The sequence below is a fragment of the Streptomyces sp. R11 genome (genome assembly GCF_041051905.1).
In the GTDB taxonomy this organism is placed as follows: Bacteria; Actinomycetota; Actinomycetes; order Streptomycetales; family Streptomycetaceae; genus Streptomyces.
Genome location: NZ_CP163432.1, coordinates 2,415,123 through 2,430,720, shown reverse-complemented (window position 1 = coordinate 2,430,720; position 15,598 = coordinate 2,415,123). Strand labels below are relative to the sequence as shown.

Annotated in this window: 17 protein-coding genes and 1 riboswitch; of the genes, 8 read left to right on the top strand and 9 right to left on the bottom strand. The window is 71.4% G+C overall.

The features are described from left to right. Positions 1–144: 144 nt before the first annotated feature. Positions 145–378, top strand: a complete 234-nt coding sequence (locus tag AB5J55_RS11080; protein ID WP_369270494.1) for a bacterioferritin-associated ferredoxin — start codon at positions 145–147, stop codon at positions 376–378. Here AB5J55_RS11080 and bfr read toward each other — a convergent pair. Then, positions 375–851 (bottom strand): bacterioferritin, encoded by a 477-nt coding sequence (gene bfr, locus AB5J55_RS11075; RefSeq protein WP_328428326.1) that lies wholly within the window; start codon positions 849–851, stop codon positions 375–377. The genes AB5J55_RS11080 and bfr overlap by 4 nt on opposite strands. A 176-nt stretch (positions 852–1,027) precedes the next feature. Here bfr and AB5J55_RS11070 point away from each other — a divergent pair, with 176 nt between their 5' ends. Further along, positions 1,028–1,660: a sulfite oxidase-like oxidoreductase gene (locus tag AB5J55_RS11070; protein WP_369270493.1), complete on the top strand. Its 633-nt coding sequence runs from the start codon at positions 1,028–1,030 to the stop codon at positions 1,658–1,660. A gap of 24 nt (positions 1,661–1,684) precedes the next feature. Here AB5J55_RS11070 and AB5J55_RS11065 read toward each other — a convergent pair whose 3' ends face one another. The 6 genes from AB5J55_RS11065 to thiO form a co-directional block, all read right to left on the bottom strand. Continuing rightward, positions 1,685–2,173 carry a DUF4396 domain-containing protein gene (locus tag AB5J55_RS11065; RefSeq protein WP_369270492.1) on the bottom strand — a complete coding sequence of 163 codons (489 nt, stop codon included), beginning with the start codon at positions 2,171–2,173 and terminating at the stop codon, positions 1,685–1,687. Between the two features lie 93 nt (positions 2,174–2,266). Then, complete coding sequence (locus AB5J55_RS11060) at positions 2,267–3,169, bottom strand: deoxyribonuclease IV (RefSeq protein ID WP_369270491.1); 903 nt, start codon at positions 3,167–3,169, stop codon at positions 2,267–2,269. A gap of 74 nt (positions 3,170–3,243) precedes the next feature. Then, a complete protein-coding gene (pknB, locus tag AB5J55_RS11055; RefSeq protein ID WP_369270490.1) occupies positions 3,244–5,187 on the bottom strand; it encodes a Stk1 family PASTA domain-containing Ser/Thr kinase in 1,944 nt (647 codons plus the stop codon). Between the two features lie 119 nt (positions 5,188–5,306). Continuing rightward, positions 5,307–6,101 (bottom strand): thiazole synthase, encoded by a 795-nt coding sequence (locus AB5J55_RS11050; RefSeq protein ID WP_369270489.1) that lies wholly within the window; start codon positions 6,099–6,101, stop codon positions 5,307–5,309. A 3-nt stretch (positions 6,102–6,104) separates the two neighbouring features. Beyond that, complete coding sequence (gene thiS / locus AB5J55_RS11045; RefSeq protein ID WP_328882213.1) at positions 6,105–6,317, bottom strand: sulfur carrier protein ThiS; 213 nt, start codon at positions 6,315–6,317, stop codon at positions 6,105–6,107. Continuing rightward, entirely contained in the window at positions 6,314–7,480 is a 1,167-nt protein-coding gene (gene thiO, locus AB5J55_RS11040) for a glycine oxidase ThiO (RefSeq protein WP_369270488.1), read from the bottom strand. Before thiO ends, thiS begins: the two co-directional genes overlap by 4 nt. Next, positions 7,478–7,589: riboswitch (TPP riboswitch) on the bottom strand. It overlaps the preceding gene by 3 nt. Positions 7,590–7,641: 52 nt before the next feature. Between thiO and AB5J55_RS11035 the strand changes: the two genes are divergently transcribed. The 6 genes from AB5J55_RS11035 (at position 7,642) to AB5J55_RS11010 (ending at position 12,904) form a co-directional block, all read left to right on the top strand. Next, positions 7,642–8,016: a hypothetical protein gene (locus AB5J55_RS11035; protein ID WP_369270487.1), complete on the top strand. Its 375-nt coding sequence runs from the start codon at positions 7,642–7,644 to the stop codon at positions 8,014–8,016. Between the two features lie 32 nt (positions 8,017–8,048). After that, positions 8,049–9,278, top strand: coding sequence for an NAD(P)/FAD-dependent oxidoreductase (locus AB5J55_RS11030; protein ID WP_369270486.1), 1,230 nt, complete (start codon positions 8,049–8,051; stop codon positions 9,276–9,278). A gap of 77 nt (positions 9,279–9,355) precedes the next feature. After that, a complete protein-coding gene (locus tag AB5J55_RS11025; RefSeq protein WP_369270485.1) occupies positions 9,356–9,721 on the top strand; it encodes an Rv2175c family DNA-binding protein in 366 nt (121 codons plus the stop codon). A gap of 440 nt (positions 9,722–10,161) precedes the next feature. Then, complete coding sequence (gene thiE / locus AB5J55_RS11020; protein WP_369270484.1) at positions 10,162–10,824, top strand: thiamine phosphate synthase; 663 nt, start codon at positions 10,162–10,164, stop codon at positions 10,822–10,824. 136 nt (positions 10,825–10,960) lie between these two features. Beyond that, the gene (metF, locus tag AB5J55_RS11015) at positions 10,961–11,884 is read left to right on the top strand and encodes a methylenetetrahydrofolate reductase [NAD(P)H] (RefSeq protein ID WP_369270483.1); all 924 of its coding nucleotides are present in this window, start codon (positions 10,961–10,963) and stop codon (positions 11,882–11,884) included. Positions 11,885–11,941: 57 nt separating this feature from the next. Continuing rightward, positions 11,942–12,904 carry a hypothetical protein gene (locus AB5J55_RS11010; RefSeq protein ID WP_369270482.1) on the top strand — a complete coding sequence of 321 codons (963 nt, stop codon included), beginning with the start codon at positions 11,942–11,944 and terminating at the stop codon, positions 12,902–12,904. A gap of 30 nt (positions 12,905–12,934) precedes the next feature. Here the strand turns inward: AB5J55_RS11010 and AB5J55_RS11005 are convergent, their stop codons facing one another. Beyond that, positions 12,935–14,449: a phytoene desaturase family protein gene (locus AB5J55_RS11005; RefSeq protein WP_369270481.1), complete on the bottom strand. Its 1,515-nt coding sequence runs from the start codon at positions 14,447–14,449 to the stop codon at positions 12,935–12,937. Positions 14,450–14,623: 174 nt separating this feature from the next. Further along, entirely contained in the window at positions 14,624–15,238 is a 615-nt protein-coding gene (locus tag AB5J55_RS11000; RefSeq protein WP_369270480.1) for a DUF4126 domain-containing protein, read from the bottom strand. Between the last annotated feature and the right edge of the window lie 360 nt (positions 15,239–15,598).

The following is a 15,598-nucleotide window of genomic DNA, read 5'->3' as shown; positions in this document are numbered from 1 at the left end:
TCGGTTCGGTTGTTACATGCAAAGGGGGTGGGGCGCGGATCACATACGATCCGCGCCCCACCCCACTTTTACGGCTCCTGTGTGACGGGTAAGGTTAGGTTAGCCTCACCGATCAAGGGGAAGGCGCATCGATCCCGCCGGGAGGTGAACCGCGTGTACGTCTGCAGCTGCTTCGGCATTACCGAGCAGCAGGTCAAGAAGCACGCGGAGGGCGGTGCCTGCACCCCCCGCCAGATAGCTTCGGCCTGCAAGGCCGGCACGGACTGCGGGTCATGTGTGCGCCGTATCCAGGCGCTCCTGGGGAGGGGTGCCTGCCCGCGCCGGGAGCTGGCCGACCGGGGTGAGCCCCTGCTCTCCGATCTTGAGGACGCGGCCTAGCTCGGCTGCTCGATCTGCTGCGCGATGTAGAGCGCCTCACCGAGCTTCTCGATGAGCTCCAGCTGGGTGTCCAGGTAGTCGATGTGGTGCTCCTCGTCCTCGAGGATCGACTCGAAGATGTTCGCGGACGTGATGTCGCCCTTGGTGCGCATCACCTCGATGCCGCGCTTGAGGCGATCGATCGCCTCGACCTCGACCTGGCGGTCGGCCTGGAACATCTCGGTGACCGTCTGGCCGACCCGCACGTGGAACAGTCGCTGGTAGTTCGGCAGGCCGTCCAGCATGAGGATGCGCTCGGTGAGCTTGTCCGCATGCTTCATCTCATCGATGGACTCTTCACGCGTGTACTTGGCGAGCTTGGTCCAGCCTTTGTTGTCCTGGATCCGGTAGTGCAGCCAGTACTGGTTGATCGCCGTGAGCTCGCCGGTCAGCTGCTCGTTGAGGAATTCGAGGACCTCGGGGTCGCCCTGCATCGCAGAGGCTCCTTCCACGCGTGGTAACTGGCGGGTTGCGCCGCATGATTCCACCGCTGGCGAAGATCGTCCAGTAAGTCTTCACTTAGTAAGTAAGTGCATGCTTAGTCCAGTTTGAGGTGGATTGTGGAGGGGTGTGGTCAGGTGCACTGCCCCCGGTCTGTCAGGATGGAGTCATGGGTCAGCCGGCAGAGCGCGAAGGTGGAGCAGGAGCACACGCCGAGCTTCCGCCGGGACAGCGAGTGCAGCGCGGCTGGCCGGTCACGCACTACGGCCCGGTCCCCAAGTTCCGGCCCGAACGCTGGGAGTTCAGGGTGTTCGGGGCCACCGCCGACGGCGAGAAGCACTGCTGGACCCATGACGAGTTCACGGCTCTGCCGTACAAGACCGTCGTCGCCGATCTGCACTGTGTCACGAAGTTCAGCATGCTCGGCGCGGAATGGGGCGGCATTCCGGCCCGTACGATCCTGGAGATCGCCCCGCCGGCGCCGGCCGTCACGCATGTGATGGTGTGGGCCGAGTACGGCTTCAGCTCCAACCTCCGCCTCGCCGACTTCGCCTCCGATCTCGCGATCTTCGCGACCCACAAGGACGGCGAACTGCTCACGGCGGAGCACGGATTCCCCCTTCGTCTGGTCGTCCCCCATCTGTATGCCTGGAAGGGGCCCAAGTGGGTCCGGGGCGTGGAGTACATGACCGCCGACCGGCGCGGGTTCTGGGAGGAGCGCGGCTACCACAACCTCGGGGACCCGTGGAAGGAACAGCGGTACTCGTATCAGGAGGAGCCTGGGGACGGGCCTGAGCTGTGACCTTCGGTGGCCTTGCCGGGGTCCTCAGTGGTGGTACTGGTGCACCACCGCATGCCCCTTGCCGCGGCCGATCATCCACTTGTTGACCGGGGTTGTCAGGACGAAGGCGACGGTCAGCGCGATCGCCAGCACCCACCAGAACAGCGGGTCGGCGAGCTCGGCGTCCATGGCGCCCGGCCACAGCACGATCACGCCGTTGTCGACCAGCTCCATCACGGCGATGGACAGGGTGTCCGCGGCCAGCGCCACCTTGAGCGCGGCACGCAGGTCGACGCCCGCCTTCAGCACCCCGCGCAGGGTCAGCGCGTAGCCGAAGAAGAAGGCCAGGGCGATCGCCAGGACCAGGGTCGGCACGTTGCCCCAGCCGAGCGCGGTGCCGATCACCATGCCCAGCACCTCGCCGATGGCACAGCCGGTGAGGCAGTGCAGGGTGGCCCGGACGGCCATCGCCCAGCTGCTGCTTGCGGCCACCTCGGGGTGGTGCGTGTGTGCCGCGTGCGCTTCGTGTTGCATGAGTGCCCCCAATGCCAGGTTACGGTTCCTGCACCGAGCAAGAACCGTATACCCCCCAGGGGTATTCCCAACCCCCTGAGTGATCTGTCGGGGTCACGCGTCTCGAAGCTTCTTCAGCCGCTCCACGTCCGCCGCGTGCCCTTCCTTACCGCCCGGTGTCTCGATGATCAGCGGTACGCCCTCGGTGGCCGGGTGCGTCATCAGCGCCCGGAACGGGTCCTCGCCGATGTGACCTGCGCCGATGTTCTCGTGCCGGTCCTTGTGGGCGCCGACGACGTCCTTGGAGTCATTGGCGTGGATCAGCCTCAGGCGGCCCTCGCCGACGGTGTCCACCAGCAGGTCGAGCGTCTGGTGCATGCCGGACGGGCCGGTCAGGTCATGGCCGGCGGCGAAGATGTGGCAGGTGTCCAGGCACACGCCCAGCTTCGGATGGGCGTCCAGCGCCTCGAAGTACGGCCCGAAGTCCCAGGTCCGCGAGCAGAGTGAGGAGCCCTGCCCGGCGGTGGACTCCAGCAGCAGGAACGGGTCGTCGTCGTGGGTCAGCTCGTCCAGAAGCGGCAGCATGTGCTCGCGTACCTGCTTCAGCGCCACGGTCCGCTCCCGGCCGCCGGTCGCGCTGCCCGTGTGCACGACCACGCCCAGCGCCCCGATCTCCCGCCCGCGCCGCAGGGAGTGCCGGAGGGACTCCACCGACTTCTCGACCGTGGCCTCGGTGTGCGAGCCGAAGTTGATCAGGTAGGGCGCGTGCACATACGCCGGGATCGACTCGGCCTCGCACACCGCGCGGAACTCCTCGTCCTGCCGCGCATTCCCGGCCGGCGTGGCCCAGCCGCGCGGGTTGGCGACGAAGACCTGGACCGTCTCGGCCTTGAGGTCGTGGGCGTAGGTGAGCCCGACGGAACTGAGGCCCCCAGCCACGGGGACGTGGCCGCCGATGGGGTTGCGGGACGCGGCGGCGGGGGCGGGTTCCGGGGTGGCGGACTGCTGGTTCTTCACTCATTCAGGGTGTCATGCGCGCGCAGGGGTCCCGTGCGGGGACCCTGCGGCTGACCACCCGCTGGAGCGTCCCGTCACCGGATGGTGATCGTGATCGTCGACCCCTTCGGTGCCGTCTCCCCGCCCTCCACGGACTGCTTCTTGACCGTGTCGCCGAACAGGCCGAGCAGGCCGCGGTCCTCGTCGACCTGGAAGCCGGCGGCCTCCAGCGCGGTCGTGGCGTCGTCGACGCTGTCGCCGACCACGTCCGGGACCTCGATCATCTCGGGGCCCTTGGACAGCGTCAGCGTCACCGTGTCGCCCTCGGCGGCCTGCCTGCCCTCCGTCGGGGACTGCTGGGCGACCTGGCCCGCGTCGAACTCGGAGTTGACCCGCGCGGCGGCGACCTTCACCTTCAGGCCGGCTTCCGCCAGGTCGGCCTTCGCGTCGGCGAGGCTCCCGCCGGTGACGTCCGGGATGTCGACAGGGGCGCCCTTGCTGACGGTGAGCGCGACCGCGGAGCCGGAGCGGACCTTGGTGCCGTCGCCGGGCTCCGAGGAGACCACGAAGCCCCTGGGGACGTCCTCGTTGAACTCCCGGATCACCCTGCCCGGTTCGAGGCCGCCGTCCTTGAGCACGGTCCGGGCCTTGTCCAGCTTGTAGCCCTGGAGGTCGGGCACCTTCACCGTCTCAGGTCCCAGCGACATGACCAGGTTCACGGAGTCGTTGTGCCGGATGCGGGCGCCCGTGTCGGGGTCCGTGCTGATCACGGTGCCGCGCTTGACGGTGTCGCTGAACGCGCGCTCGACCTTGCCGACCTCGAGCCCGGAGTCCGCCAGCCGGTCCCGGGCCTGCGCCTCGGTCTTGGACAGCAGCGGCGGGACCTTGGTGAACTGGCCGGAGTTGATGTACCAGATCCCGACACCGAGGCCGAGGGCCAGCAGTACGGCGGCGACGATGACGAGCGGCCCGCGCGGAGCGCGCGACGTCCGTGACCGGCGCCGGGGCGGCGGGGGTGGCGGCGACTCCAGCCGGCTGGTGCGGTTGAAGACGGCCTCGCGCTCCGGCTCGTCCTCGTTCACGGGCAGCGGCCGCTGGATGTTCAGCGCGCGCGGGATCACGCTCGTACGGTCGTCGGCGTTGCTGTGCTCCGCCCTGAGGGCCTGCGGCGGCACCGCGTCCAGCTGGTCCGCGCTCAGTGCGGCGCGGGTGTCCCGGGCCTGCGCGAGCAGCGCCACGGCGTCGTACGGGCGGATGTCCGGGGTGCGCGCGGTGGCCGACGCGACCAGCTCGTCGAGCTCGTACGCCATGCCCGGGACGATCGCCGAGGGTGGCGGGACGTCCTCGTGCAGGTGCTTGTAGAGCACCACGGCGGGGGAGTCCCCGTCGTGCGGCTTGTCGCCCGTGAGCATCTCGTAGAGCACGACACCGCACGCGTACACGTCGACGCGGGCGTCGGCGGCGCCGGGCTGCTCTATCTGCTCGGGCGCGAGATAGGAGACGGTGCCGAGCACGGCACCGGTGGTGCTGGTCACGGTGTCGACGGACCGCACGAGCCCGAAGTCGGCGACCTTGACCCGGCCGTCGTCCCCTATGAGCACGTTCTCCGGCTTCATGTCCCGGTGCACGAACCCGGCGCGGTGTGCGGCGCCGAGCGCGGCGAGCACCGGTTCCAGGATGTCGAGGGCGGCCCGGGGCTGCAGCGCCCCGCGCTCGCGCAGTACGTCGCGCAGGGTGCAGCCCGCGACGTACTCCATGGCGAGATAGACGTACGACCCGTCGGTGCCCTGGTCGAAGACCTGCACCACGTTCGGGTGCGCCAACCGGGCGACGGACTTCGCCTCCCGGATGAACCGGTCGACGAACACCCCGTCGACCGCCAGCGCGGGGTGCATCACCTTGAGCGCGAGCACGCGGTCGAGGCGGGTGTCCACGGCCCGGTAGACCGTGGCCATCCCGCCGACCGCGATCCTCGCGTCCACGCGATACCGGCCGTCGAGCACCTGCCCGACCAGAGGGTCTTGAAGGGTCGTATCCACGCAGGTGAGTGTACGAGCCGACACCGACACGCCTCCCGGTTCGGCAGGGATCGGGGCGGGACTGAAGCTGACCTGTGACGGACGCCTCATTGGCCGAAGACTTTCCATCGAACGTGCGTTCAGAACGCGGGACGCTCCGGGTCCAGCCTCGCCAGACCCTCGACCGGCGACGACGCCTCCGCGAAGTGCCGCATCGGAATCCTCCCCGCCCGGAACGCCAGCCTCCCGGCCTCCACCGCGTGCCGCATCGCGTCGGCCATCAGCACCGGTTCCTGGGCCCGCGTCACCGCCGAGGCGAGCATCACACCCGCGCACCCCAACTCCATCGCCAGGGCCGCGTCCGACGCCGTACCGGCTCCCGCGTCCAGGATCACCGGCACGCGCGCGTGCTCCGTGATCAGCTGGAAGTTGTGCGGATTGCGGATGCCGAGCCCCGAACCGATCGGCGACCCCAGCGGCATGATCGCCGCACAGCCGACGTCCTCCAGCTTCCGCGCCAGCACGGGGTCGTCATTGGTGTACGGCAGCACGGTGAACCCGTCGTCCACCAGCGTCTCGGCCGCGTCGAGGAGCTCGATCGGGTCCGGCAGCAGCGTCCGCTCGTCGGCGATGACCTCCAGCTTGATCAGATCCGTGCCGAGTGCCTCGCGCGCGAGGCGGGCCGTCAGCACGGCCTCTCCCGCCGTGAAGCACCCCGCCGTGTTCGGCAGCACCCGGATCCCGAGCTTCTCCAGCACCGACAGCACCGAGCCGTGCACCGACGCGTTCACGCGCCGCATCGCGACCGTCGTCAGCTCGGTCCCGGACGCCACCAGTGCCCGCTCCAGCACGTCCAGGCTGGGCGCCCCGCCCGTGCCCATGATCAGACGGGACGAGAAGGACGTACCCCCGATGACAAAGGGATCGTCGGCCATGGTTCAGCCTCCTTGGACGGCGGTCAGGACCTCGACGCGGTCCCCCTCGGAGAGGGACGTCGACGGCCACTGGGTGCGCGGTACGACGGTTTCGTTGAGGGCGGCGGCCACTCCGGAGGGCGCCGCGGTGAGGGACTTCACGAGCGTGTCGAGAGCCGTGCCCGGCTCGATCTGCCGACGCTCGCCGTTGACCGAGATGGTGACCGGGACGCTCATGCGGGCTGCTCCGTGAGTGCGGCGGCGCCGAAGCGCCTGGGGGTGAAGGCGCGGGCCTCGTCCGGGAGCTCACCGGTGGTCAGGACGTGCGCCATGGCGTCGCCGGTGACCGGCGTGAGCAGCACGCCGTTGCGGTAGTGCCCGGTGGCCAGCGACAGCCCCTCCAACTCGGTCGGGCCGAGCAGCGGAGCGTTGTCGGGGGAGCCGGGGCGCAGGCCGGCCCGCGTCTCGGTGAGCGGCAGTTCGGTGATGCCCGGCACCAGCTCGTGCGCGTCGCGCAGCAGCTCGTAGACGCCGCCCGCGGTCACCGTGGTGTCCCAGCCCAGTTCCTCGCTCGTCGCCCCGACGACCAGCTCCCCGCTCTCGCGCGGCACCAGATACACCTGGCTGCCCCGCACCACGGCGCGCACGGTCCGGCTCAGGAACGGCGCGTACCGCTTCGGCACGGTCAGCCGCAGCACCTGCCCCTTCACGGGGCGCACGGGCGGCAGTACGTCGTCCGGGACTCCTGGCAGGCGCCCGCTGAGGCTGCCGGCCGCGAGGACGACCTGGTTCGCGCGCAGCTCGGTGCCGTCCGCCGTGGTGACCCCCGCTGCCCGGTCCCGTACGACGTCGAAGCGCTCGGCCCAGGTCCGGTGGAAGACCACCCCGGCCCGCTCGCACGCGGCCACCAGCGCCCCGGACAGCCGCCGCGGGTCGATCTGGTGGTCGCCGTCCACCCGCAGCCCGCCGCGCACGCCCGGCGCGAGCATCGGCTCCAGGCGCCGGCACTCCCGCCCGGACAGCCACTCGGAGTCCAGGCCGGACTGGCGTTGCAGGGCGTGCAGGTCGCGCAGATGGGCCCGGTCGTCGGCATCCAGCGCGACGGCGAGCGTGCCGCACCGGCGGTAGCCGAGGTCGTGGCCGGTGAGGTCGGTCAGCTCGGCCGCGAAGTCCGGGTAACGGCGGGCCGAGGCGAGGTTCAGGCCGAGCAGGGTCTGCTCGCCGTAGTGCAGTTCCGTGACGGCGGCCAGCATTCCGGCCGCCACCTGGGCGGCGCCGCCACCCGGCTCGGGGTCCACGACTCCCGTCGTGAACCCGCGTTGCGCGGCCCGCCACGCCGTGACCAGGCCGATGATTCCGCCCCCGATGACAAGGACGTCTGACGTTCGCGTACGCGACATGGGCGTCCAGCCCCTCCCTTCGCCGGCATGACCCGGATCAGGTTCGTACGGTCGGAGGCCGCCAGCCTCCCTCTCAGCCCGGTGCGTCCGGGCTCCCGCGAGTGCTCTACGTTGGCCACCCTAGCCCGCCGCCGTAAGTCTCAGTAAGGGAGCCCGCGCCCATGGCCCGCTCGCTCGACGGTCTCGTCCTCGCCCCGGTCGCGGACCAGGCCCCAGGTCAGGTGGGTACGCGCACCCGGTTCACGTACCACGAGAAGGACGGCGAGATCTGGGCCGAGTACACGGGCGGAGACGTCGTACGGGGCCATCTCGTGGGCACCAGGGAAGGCGACCGGCTGGACTTCCGGTACGTGCAGCTCAAGCGGGACGGGACGACGTCGTCGGGGCACTGCGTGTCGACGGTGGTCGAGCTGCCCGACGGGCGGGTGCGGTTGGCCGAGAGCTGGGAGTGGGAGTCGCAGGCGGGCAGCGGGACCAGCGTGGTGGAGGAGCTCGCGATCGAGGTTGTGCAGCAGGTCACTGAGCACGCCCCCTGACTGACAAATAGTCAGTTGTCTATGGTGATCAGGTGAGCGAGCAGACGCAGCAACGGGGCACGTCAGCGGCACGCCGCGTGGTCGTCGCCGGCGCGGGCATGGCCGGCGTGCAGACGGCGGTCGCCCTGCGGGAACAGGGCTTCACCGGCACCGTCACACTGATCGGCGCCGAGCCCCACCAGCCGTACGACAGGCCGCCCCTGTCCAAGGCCGTGCTGCTCGGCAAGGCCGAGGGCTCCGCCTTCGACGTCGACTTCGAGGCGCTCGGCGTCGAACTCCGGCTGGGGCGCGAGGTGCTGGGCGTGCGCCCCGCCGAGCACCAACTGGACACCGAGGCCGGGCCCGTCCCGTACGACGTCCTCGTCCTCGCCACCGGCGCCGAACCGATCCGGCTGCCGGGCGCGGAGGGCGTGCCCGGCGTGCATCTGCTGCGCACCCTGGACGACGCCGAGCGGCTGCGGCCGGTGCTGGCCCGCCGGCACGACATCGTGGTGGTCGGGGCGGGCTGGATCGGCGCGGAGTTCGCCACGGCCGCGCGGGAGGCGGGCTGCGCGGTGACGGTCGTGGAGGCCGCCGACCGGCCGCTCGCGGGTGCGCTGCCCGCGGAGGTGGCCGCGCCGATGACCGCCTGGTACGAGGACAGCGGGACGGTGCTGCGCACGCACGCGCGCGTGGAGCGCGTCGAGCCCGGCGAGGTGATCCTCGACGACGGCTCACGGGTGCCCGCCGGTGCGGTCGTGGTCGGCATCGGGGCGCGGCCCGCCACGGCCTGGCTGGCCGACTCGGGCATCGAGCTCGGAGCGCGGGGAGACGTCGTGGCCGACGAGCGTCTGCGCACGTCCGTGCCGGACGTCTACGCGGTCGGCGACTGTGCCTCCTTCCCGTCGGGACGGTACGGCGACCGCCTCCTGGTCCACCACTGGGACAACGCCCTCCAGGGCCCGCGCACGGTCGCCGCGAACATCCTCGGCGAGAGCTCCGCGATCTACGACCCCGTGCCTTACTTCTGGTCCGAGCAGTTCGGTCGCTTCGTCCAGTACGCCGGCCATCACGCCGCCGCCGACACGCTCCTGTGGCGCGGCGACCCGTCGGGCCCCGCCTGGACCGTCTGCTGGCTGCGGGGCGACCGACTCGTCGCCCTGCTGGCGGTGGGCCGACCGAGGGATCTGGCACAGGGCCGACGGCTGATCGAGTCGGGCACGCCGGTCGATGCGGAGCTGCTGAGGGACCCTGGGCGGCCGATGAAGGCGGCGGTGGCCTAGCACGTCACCCCAACAGGTCCTCCCAGGTGGACCGGCCTGACTTCCGACTGTCAGTGGCAGATGGCAGGCTTGTTTCCGTGACCGAGATTGACGCAAGAACCGATGCTCTCGTCCCCGCCTGGCTCACCCTCCCCGACATCGCCGAAATGCTCGGCGTCGAGGTGACCCGCGTCCGGCAGCTGGTCAAGGAGGGCCAGCTCATCGCCGTACGCCGTGGTGAGAACCGCGCGCTGCACGTCCCCGCCGCCTTCATCGACGGGGACAAGGTCGTCAAGGGTCTGTCCGGGACCCTGACGCTCCTGCGGGACGACGGCTTCACGGACGAAGAGATGCTGGAGTGGCTCTTCACCCCCGACGACAGCCTGCCCGGCACCCCCGCGCAAGCCCTCAGTGAGAATCGCGGCACGGAGGTGAAGCGCCGCGCCCAGGCGCTCGCCGTCTGAGTCCGAACCCACCGATCCGAACACCGTCCGGCGCACGGGCCGGGGTCGCCCCAATGGGCTACGGCCGCGGCTGGCTGCGGCCCGAGGCCGGGAGCGGGACGCGCGCGGCGCGCGGTGGGGAGTGGCGTGGCGTGAAGTGGCGTGGAGCGGCGGGGAGATCCTGCCGCTCCCGTTCGCCGACATGAGTCGGGCCGACCATGGTCGGCGGATCCTGCCGCGTCGGCCGGTGCCGCACTGAAGTCGAGGCCGCCGCCGGAGGGCGCCGTCCCAGGGCCCGGGGGCGGGCCCGGCCCGCACCGGAGGCCGGGTCCGGTGCCATCGCGCCCCAGCACACCACACCCCACCGCTCCGCGACGGCGCGCCCCGCTCCGGCTACCGTGCCACCGTCCGGCACCCGCCCGACGTCACCCGTCCGGCAACCCGACCACAGGGGGCACCGTATGTCCGACACCGTCACCGCAGGCACCGCCCGCGCCCAGCTCGCCGATGCCCGGCTCTACCTCTGCACCGGCGCCCGCAAGCAGCAGGGCGACCTCGCGGAGTTCCTGGACGCCGTGCTGGCGGGGGGTGTCGACATCGTGCAGTTGCGGGACAAGGGCATGGAGGCGGCCGAGGAGCTGGAGCATCTGCAGGTCTTCGCCGACGCCTGCGCCCGGCACGGCAAGCTCCTCGCGGTCAACGACCGTGCCGACGTGGCCCACGCCGCCGGCGCCGACGTCCTGCACCTCGGCCAGGGCGACCTCCCCGTACCCGCGGCCCGCGCGATCCTCGGCGGCGACGTCCTCATCGGCCGCTCCACGCACTCCGAGGCCGAGGCCTCCGCGGCCGCCGTCCAGGAGGGCGTCGACTACTTCTGCACCGGCCCCTGCTGGCCGACCCCCACCAAGCCCGGCCGCCACGCACCGGGCCTCGACCTGGTCCGCCACACGGCTGCCCTCGGCACCGACCGCCCCTGGTTCGCCATCGGCGGCATCGACCTCGCCAACCTCGACCAGGTGCTGGAGGCGGGCGCCCGCCGTGCCGTCGTCGTACGGGCGATCACTGAGGCGGACGACCCGGGCGCGGCGGCGGCGGAGTTCGCCAAGCGGCTGCGGCAGGGGTAGTCCCCCGCCTGCCCCGGTGGGCGCCCCGACCCCGGATTTCCTGACGTTTGTCCAAGGCGTGGACAACAACCTGGCAAATCGGGCAAATGTCCGGCGTCCGGTTGGGGGACCGGGGCCCCCTGGCTAACCTGCGAGTATGGCCCTCGGCACCGCATCCATCAGATCGGACCACGCTCGTACCGTGCGCGAGATGCTCGCGACCGGAAAGACGACGTATTCCTTCGAGTTCTACGCGCCCAAGACCCCGAAGGGCGAGCGGAACCTGTGGAACGCGCTGCGCCGGGTCGAGGCCGTAGGACCCGACTTCGTCTCCGTGACCTACGGCGCGGGTGGTTCCACCCGCGCGGGCACGGTCAAGGCGACCGAGGCGATCGCCTCGGACACCACGCTCACCCCGATCGCCCACCTCACCGCCGTCGACCACTCGGTGGCCGACCTGCGCAACATCATCGGGCAGTACGCCGACGCCGGGATCCGCAACATGCTCGCCCTGCGCGGCGACCCGCCCGGCGACCCCCTGGGCGAGTGGGTGCCGCACCCCCGGGGCCTCGCCTACGCCGCCGAACTCGTCGAACTGATCAAGGCGTCCGGCGACTTCTGCGTGGGCGTGGCGGCCTTCCCCGCGATGCACCCGCGCTCCGCCGACTGGGAGGCGGACGTCCGGCACTTCGTCGACAAGTGCCGGGCCGGCGCGGACTACGCGATCACGCAGATGTTCTTCGAACCGGAGGATTACCTGCGCCTGCGCGACCGGGTTTCGGCCGCGGGCTGCGACACCCCGATCATCCCGGAGATCATGCCGATCGCCAGCGTAAAGACGCTGGAACGCATCCCCTCCCTCACCAACGCCGCCTTCCCGGCCGCCCTGAAAGAGCGGATCCTCACAGCCAAGGACGATCCCGCGGCTGTACGCTCCATTGGCATCGAGTTCGCGACGGAGTTCTGCGCGCGGCTGCTGGCCGAGGGAGTGCCCGGACTGCACTTCATCACGCTGAACAACTCCACAGCTACCTTGGAAATCTACGAAAGCCTGGGCCTGCACCACCCACCGCAGGCCTAGACCGGTCGTCCTGATATACGTCACACTGCGTAGGCGGCCACTGGGAGAGGGGCGTACATGGGCTGGACGGTCCTCTACATCGCATTCGGCGTCGTCGCGCTGTGGCTGCTGGGCGAGGTGCTGCTGCAGTACAAGGCGCGGCTGCGCTGGCGGCTGCTCGCCTTCGTCGGGTTCCTCGGCGTCGTGGTCGGGGTGCTGATTCCTTCCGTCATCGTCATCGGTCTGGGCGCGGCGGCGTTCGCGGTCGGCCAGACCTACGTCACGCTGTCGTTCCGCCGCGGCTTCTCGGCCGGCTGGGCGGTCTCCGCGCCGGCCCTGGGCCCGCTCGCCGCCGCCAAGCGCCGCCGCGGTGAGCCCGACCGCCAGGAGCCGACCCTCGAGGTCTCCGACCTGGAGGCGGCCGAGGGCGGCTACGCGGGCAACGAGGCCAAGTACGGCCAGGACAGCGTCGGTTACGGCGACGACTACGACCGCGACGACGTGTTCACCCCGTCACGTGCTGCTCAGCCCACCGCCGCCGAGACGACCTCCGTGTATGAGCCGCAGCCCCTGCCGGACGACACGGGCTCCTACGGCATATACGGCGGCGACCCCGCCTACGCCGCCGCCGACCAGAACTACGCGGCCACGGGCCAGCCCCAGGATCAGTACGCGACGGCCGACCAGAGCTATGCCTATGACGGCTACAGCGGTTACGACCAGCAGCAGTACGGCTACGACACCACCGGTCAGCAGCAGCAGTACGCCGCGTACTCCGACCCGTACATCGGCACCCAGACCTACGGCGGCGCCTCCTACGACGCCTACGGCCAGCAGCAGTACGGCCAGCAGGGCTACACCCAGGACCAGTACGCCACCGGCACCTACGGCGAGACTCCGTCCGGCGGCGTCTGGGTCCCGCAGCAGCGCACCGACGAGGCGTACGGCGGCGAACTCCCGCCCGAGCAGCAGTACCCGTACCAGGGCGACGGCCAGCAGCATGGGCAGGGCCAGGGGTACGACGAGCAGTACCGCTTCTGACGGCCCCGCGCGCCGCAGCTCACGCCCGGGTCACTGAGAGCCCCGGAACTCGGGCCCCTCCACGATCAGTCCCGCCACCAGCGCGCCCGACATGCCGGCGTGGGGGAGCCCGCCGCCCGGGTGGGACCAGCCGCCGACCGTGAACAGGCCGGACACGGCTGTGCTGTTGGACGGGTGCAGCAGACGCCCCTCCGCCGCGGCCAGGGCGGGTGCCGGAACCGCACCGCCCTCCGTGCCGGTCTCCGCCGCGATGTCGGCCGGGGTACGCATCTCGTGCCAGAGGAGCCGGTCGCGCAGGTCCGGCACGGCACGCTCCGCGACCGTGATCAGGTCTTCGGCGTGCCGGCTGAGGTTCTCCGGTTCCGCCCAACTCCGGTCGGGCTGTGCCGGCACCGTCGAAGTGAGCGTGATCGCCTCGTGCCCGGCGTCCGGAACCAGTGCCGGGTCGTCGGGCCGCAGGACGGTGACCGTGGCTCGCGCGGCCATGCCCCCGGCCGCCCCGAACAGGGCCTCCAACTCGGTCTCACGGTCCGCCGCGTGCACCACCGTGCGGTGCGCCGTACCTTCCGGCCGGGCGCCGCGCAGCGCCAGCAGGACCGTCAGACGGCTCGCAGCACCGCGCTGGGACGCGACCTCGGCCTCGCCGCGGGGCGCCGTGCCGCGGACGAAGCGGTCCAGCACCCCGGGGGCGACTCCGGAGACCACGAGGTCGGCCTCCACCACCGAACCGTCGGCCAGTTCGAGCCCCGCCGCCCGGCCGTCCTTCTCCAGGACCCCGGAGACCTCCGCGCCGAAGCTGAACTCGACCTTCCGGGCCACGCACCGCTCGTACACCGCCCGCGCCAACTCCCGTACGCCGCCCCGCACATACCAGATCCCGAACGCGTGCTCCAGGTACGGCAGTACCGCCGCGCTCGCCGGTGTCTCGCGCGGATCCAGGCCGTACGCGAGCGCGTGGCTCTCCAGCAGGGCGACGAGCCGGGGGTCGCGCAACTCCCAGGCGCCGACCTCGGCGAGGGTGCCGGCCCGGCGGGTGCGCAGGAACCGCTTGTGGGGGACCGCAGGGTAGGGCTCGCGCTCGGCCAGCACCTGCCAGTTCGGCCACAGGGGCTCCTCCAGCAGCGGCCTGCGCGTGCGGTCCCAGGCCTCGCGGGCGCGGACCAGGAAGTCGCCCCACCGGCCGCCCGTGCCGGCGCCCAGCGCCTCGTCGAGGGCTGTCACGACGCCCGCGCGCGAGGCGTTCGGAATTCGGACCTCGGTGCCGTCCGCGAAGACGTGCCGCGCGGACGGGTCGACCTGGACCAGCTCGACGCACGCCTCCAAAGGCTCCTTGCCGGTCTTGATGAACAGATCGCGGTACACGGCGGGGAGGGGGAGCAGCCCCGGGCCCGTGTCGAACCCGAAGCCGTCGCGCTCGAAGCGGCGCACCGCTCCGCCGTACGTCTCCGTACGCTCGTACACCGCCACCCGGTGGCCCGCGACGGCGAGCCGGGCAGCGGCCGCCATCGCGCCCATCCCGGCGCCGATCACCGCAATCCTTGCCATGCGTGGGACTTTACTTGGGCCTGCTCACCGATGTTCGCGCCGGTCATTGCGGCTGACCTGTTTGTCTGCTGGAGGTCCGGGGGTTGTCCCCCGGGGGAACGCAGCATCGGCCGCCACTGACAACCGGCTCCCTGACCTCGGGCGCAAGCGCAGCCGAGGCCCTGCGCGGCCGCCTCAGCCGGGCCGTTGCCCCACGGCCTGGGCGACCCGCTTCTCCTCCCGGCGCTCCGCCCTGCGGCGCCGGAAGCGACGGATCCGGGAGACCAGGAACAGGAGCAGCAGCAGCCCGCCGAGCAGCAGGGCGCCCGCGATGACCGCCGCGGCGACGGGGTAGAAGATCGCGAGGGTGATGAGGGCACCGACCCCGAGGTCCTCGGCGATGCTCACGACGACGTTGCTGAACGGCTCCGGCGAGGTGTTGACCGCCATCCGGGTGCCCGCCTTGACCAGGTGGCTCACCAGTGCCGTGGAACCGCCGACCGCGCCCGCCGCCAGCTCGGGCAGCGACCCGCTCTGCCCGGCGAGCAGCGCGGCCACGACCGCGCCCGCGACCGGCCGGATCACGGTGTGCACCGAGTCCCACGCCGAGTCCACGTACGGGATCTTGTCGGCGACGGCCTCGCAGAGGAACAGCACGCCGGCCGCGATCAGTACGTCGGGCCGTTGCAGCGCCTCGGGCACCTCGTCGCTCAGCCCTGTCGCGCCGAACACGCCGAGCAGGAGGACCACGGCGTAGGAGTTGACTCCGCTGGCCCAGCCGCTGGTGAAGATCAAGGGAAGTATGGACACGGACGCGATCGTAACCAGTCGGCAACGGCGGGGCTTGGGGATGAGTGCCCAGTTCTGAGTACGCGTACCTAGTCGGTGAGTTGAGTACGCGCGCGGATGGGGCCCGACGTGCCTGAACGAGAGAGTGGGGGCACGGAGAAGGGGAGCGGCTCCGGCACCGGCGACACGGGGCGCCGGAATCGGAGCGGCCCCGGATCCGCTCCTTCCGCCGACCCGGCGTCGGCGGGAGCGAGACGGGGGACCCGGGGGAACGACCGGACGGGGGTCCAGGGGGAGCGGGGGAGTACGGGGGAAACGGGGGAGCACGAGAAGGAGCCGGTTCGACAGTGGCCCGCGGGGGACGCGGCCACCGTCGGACCG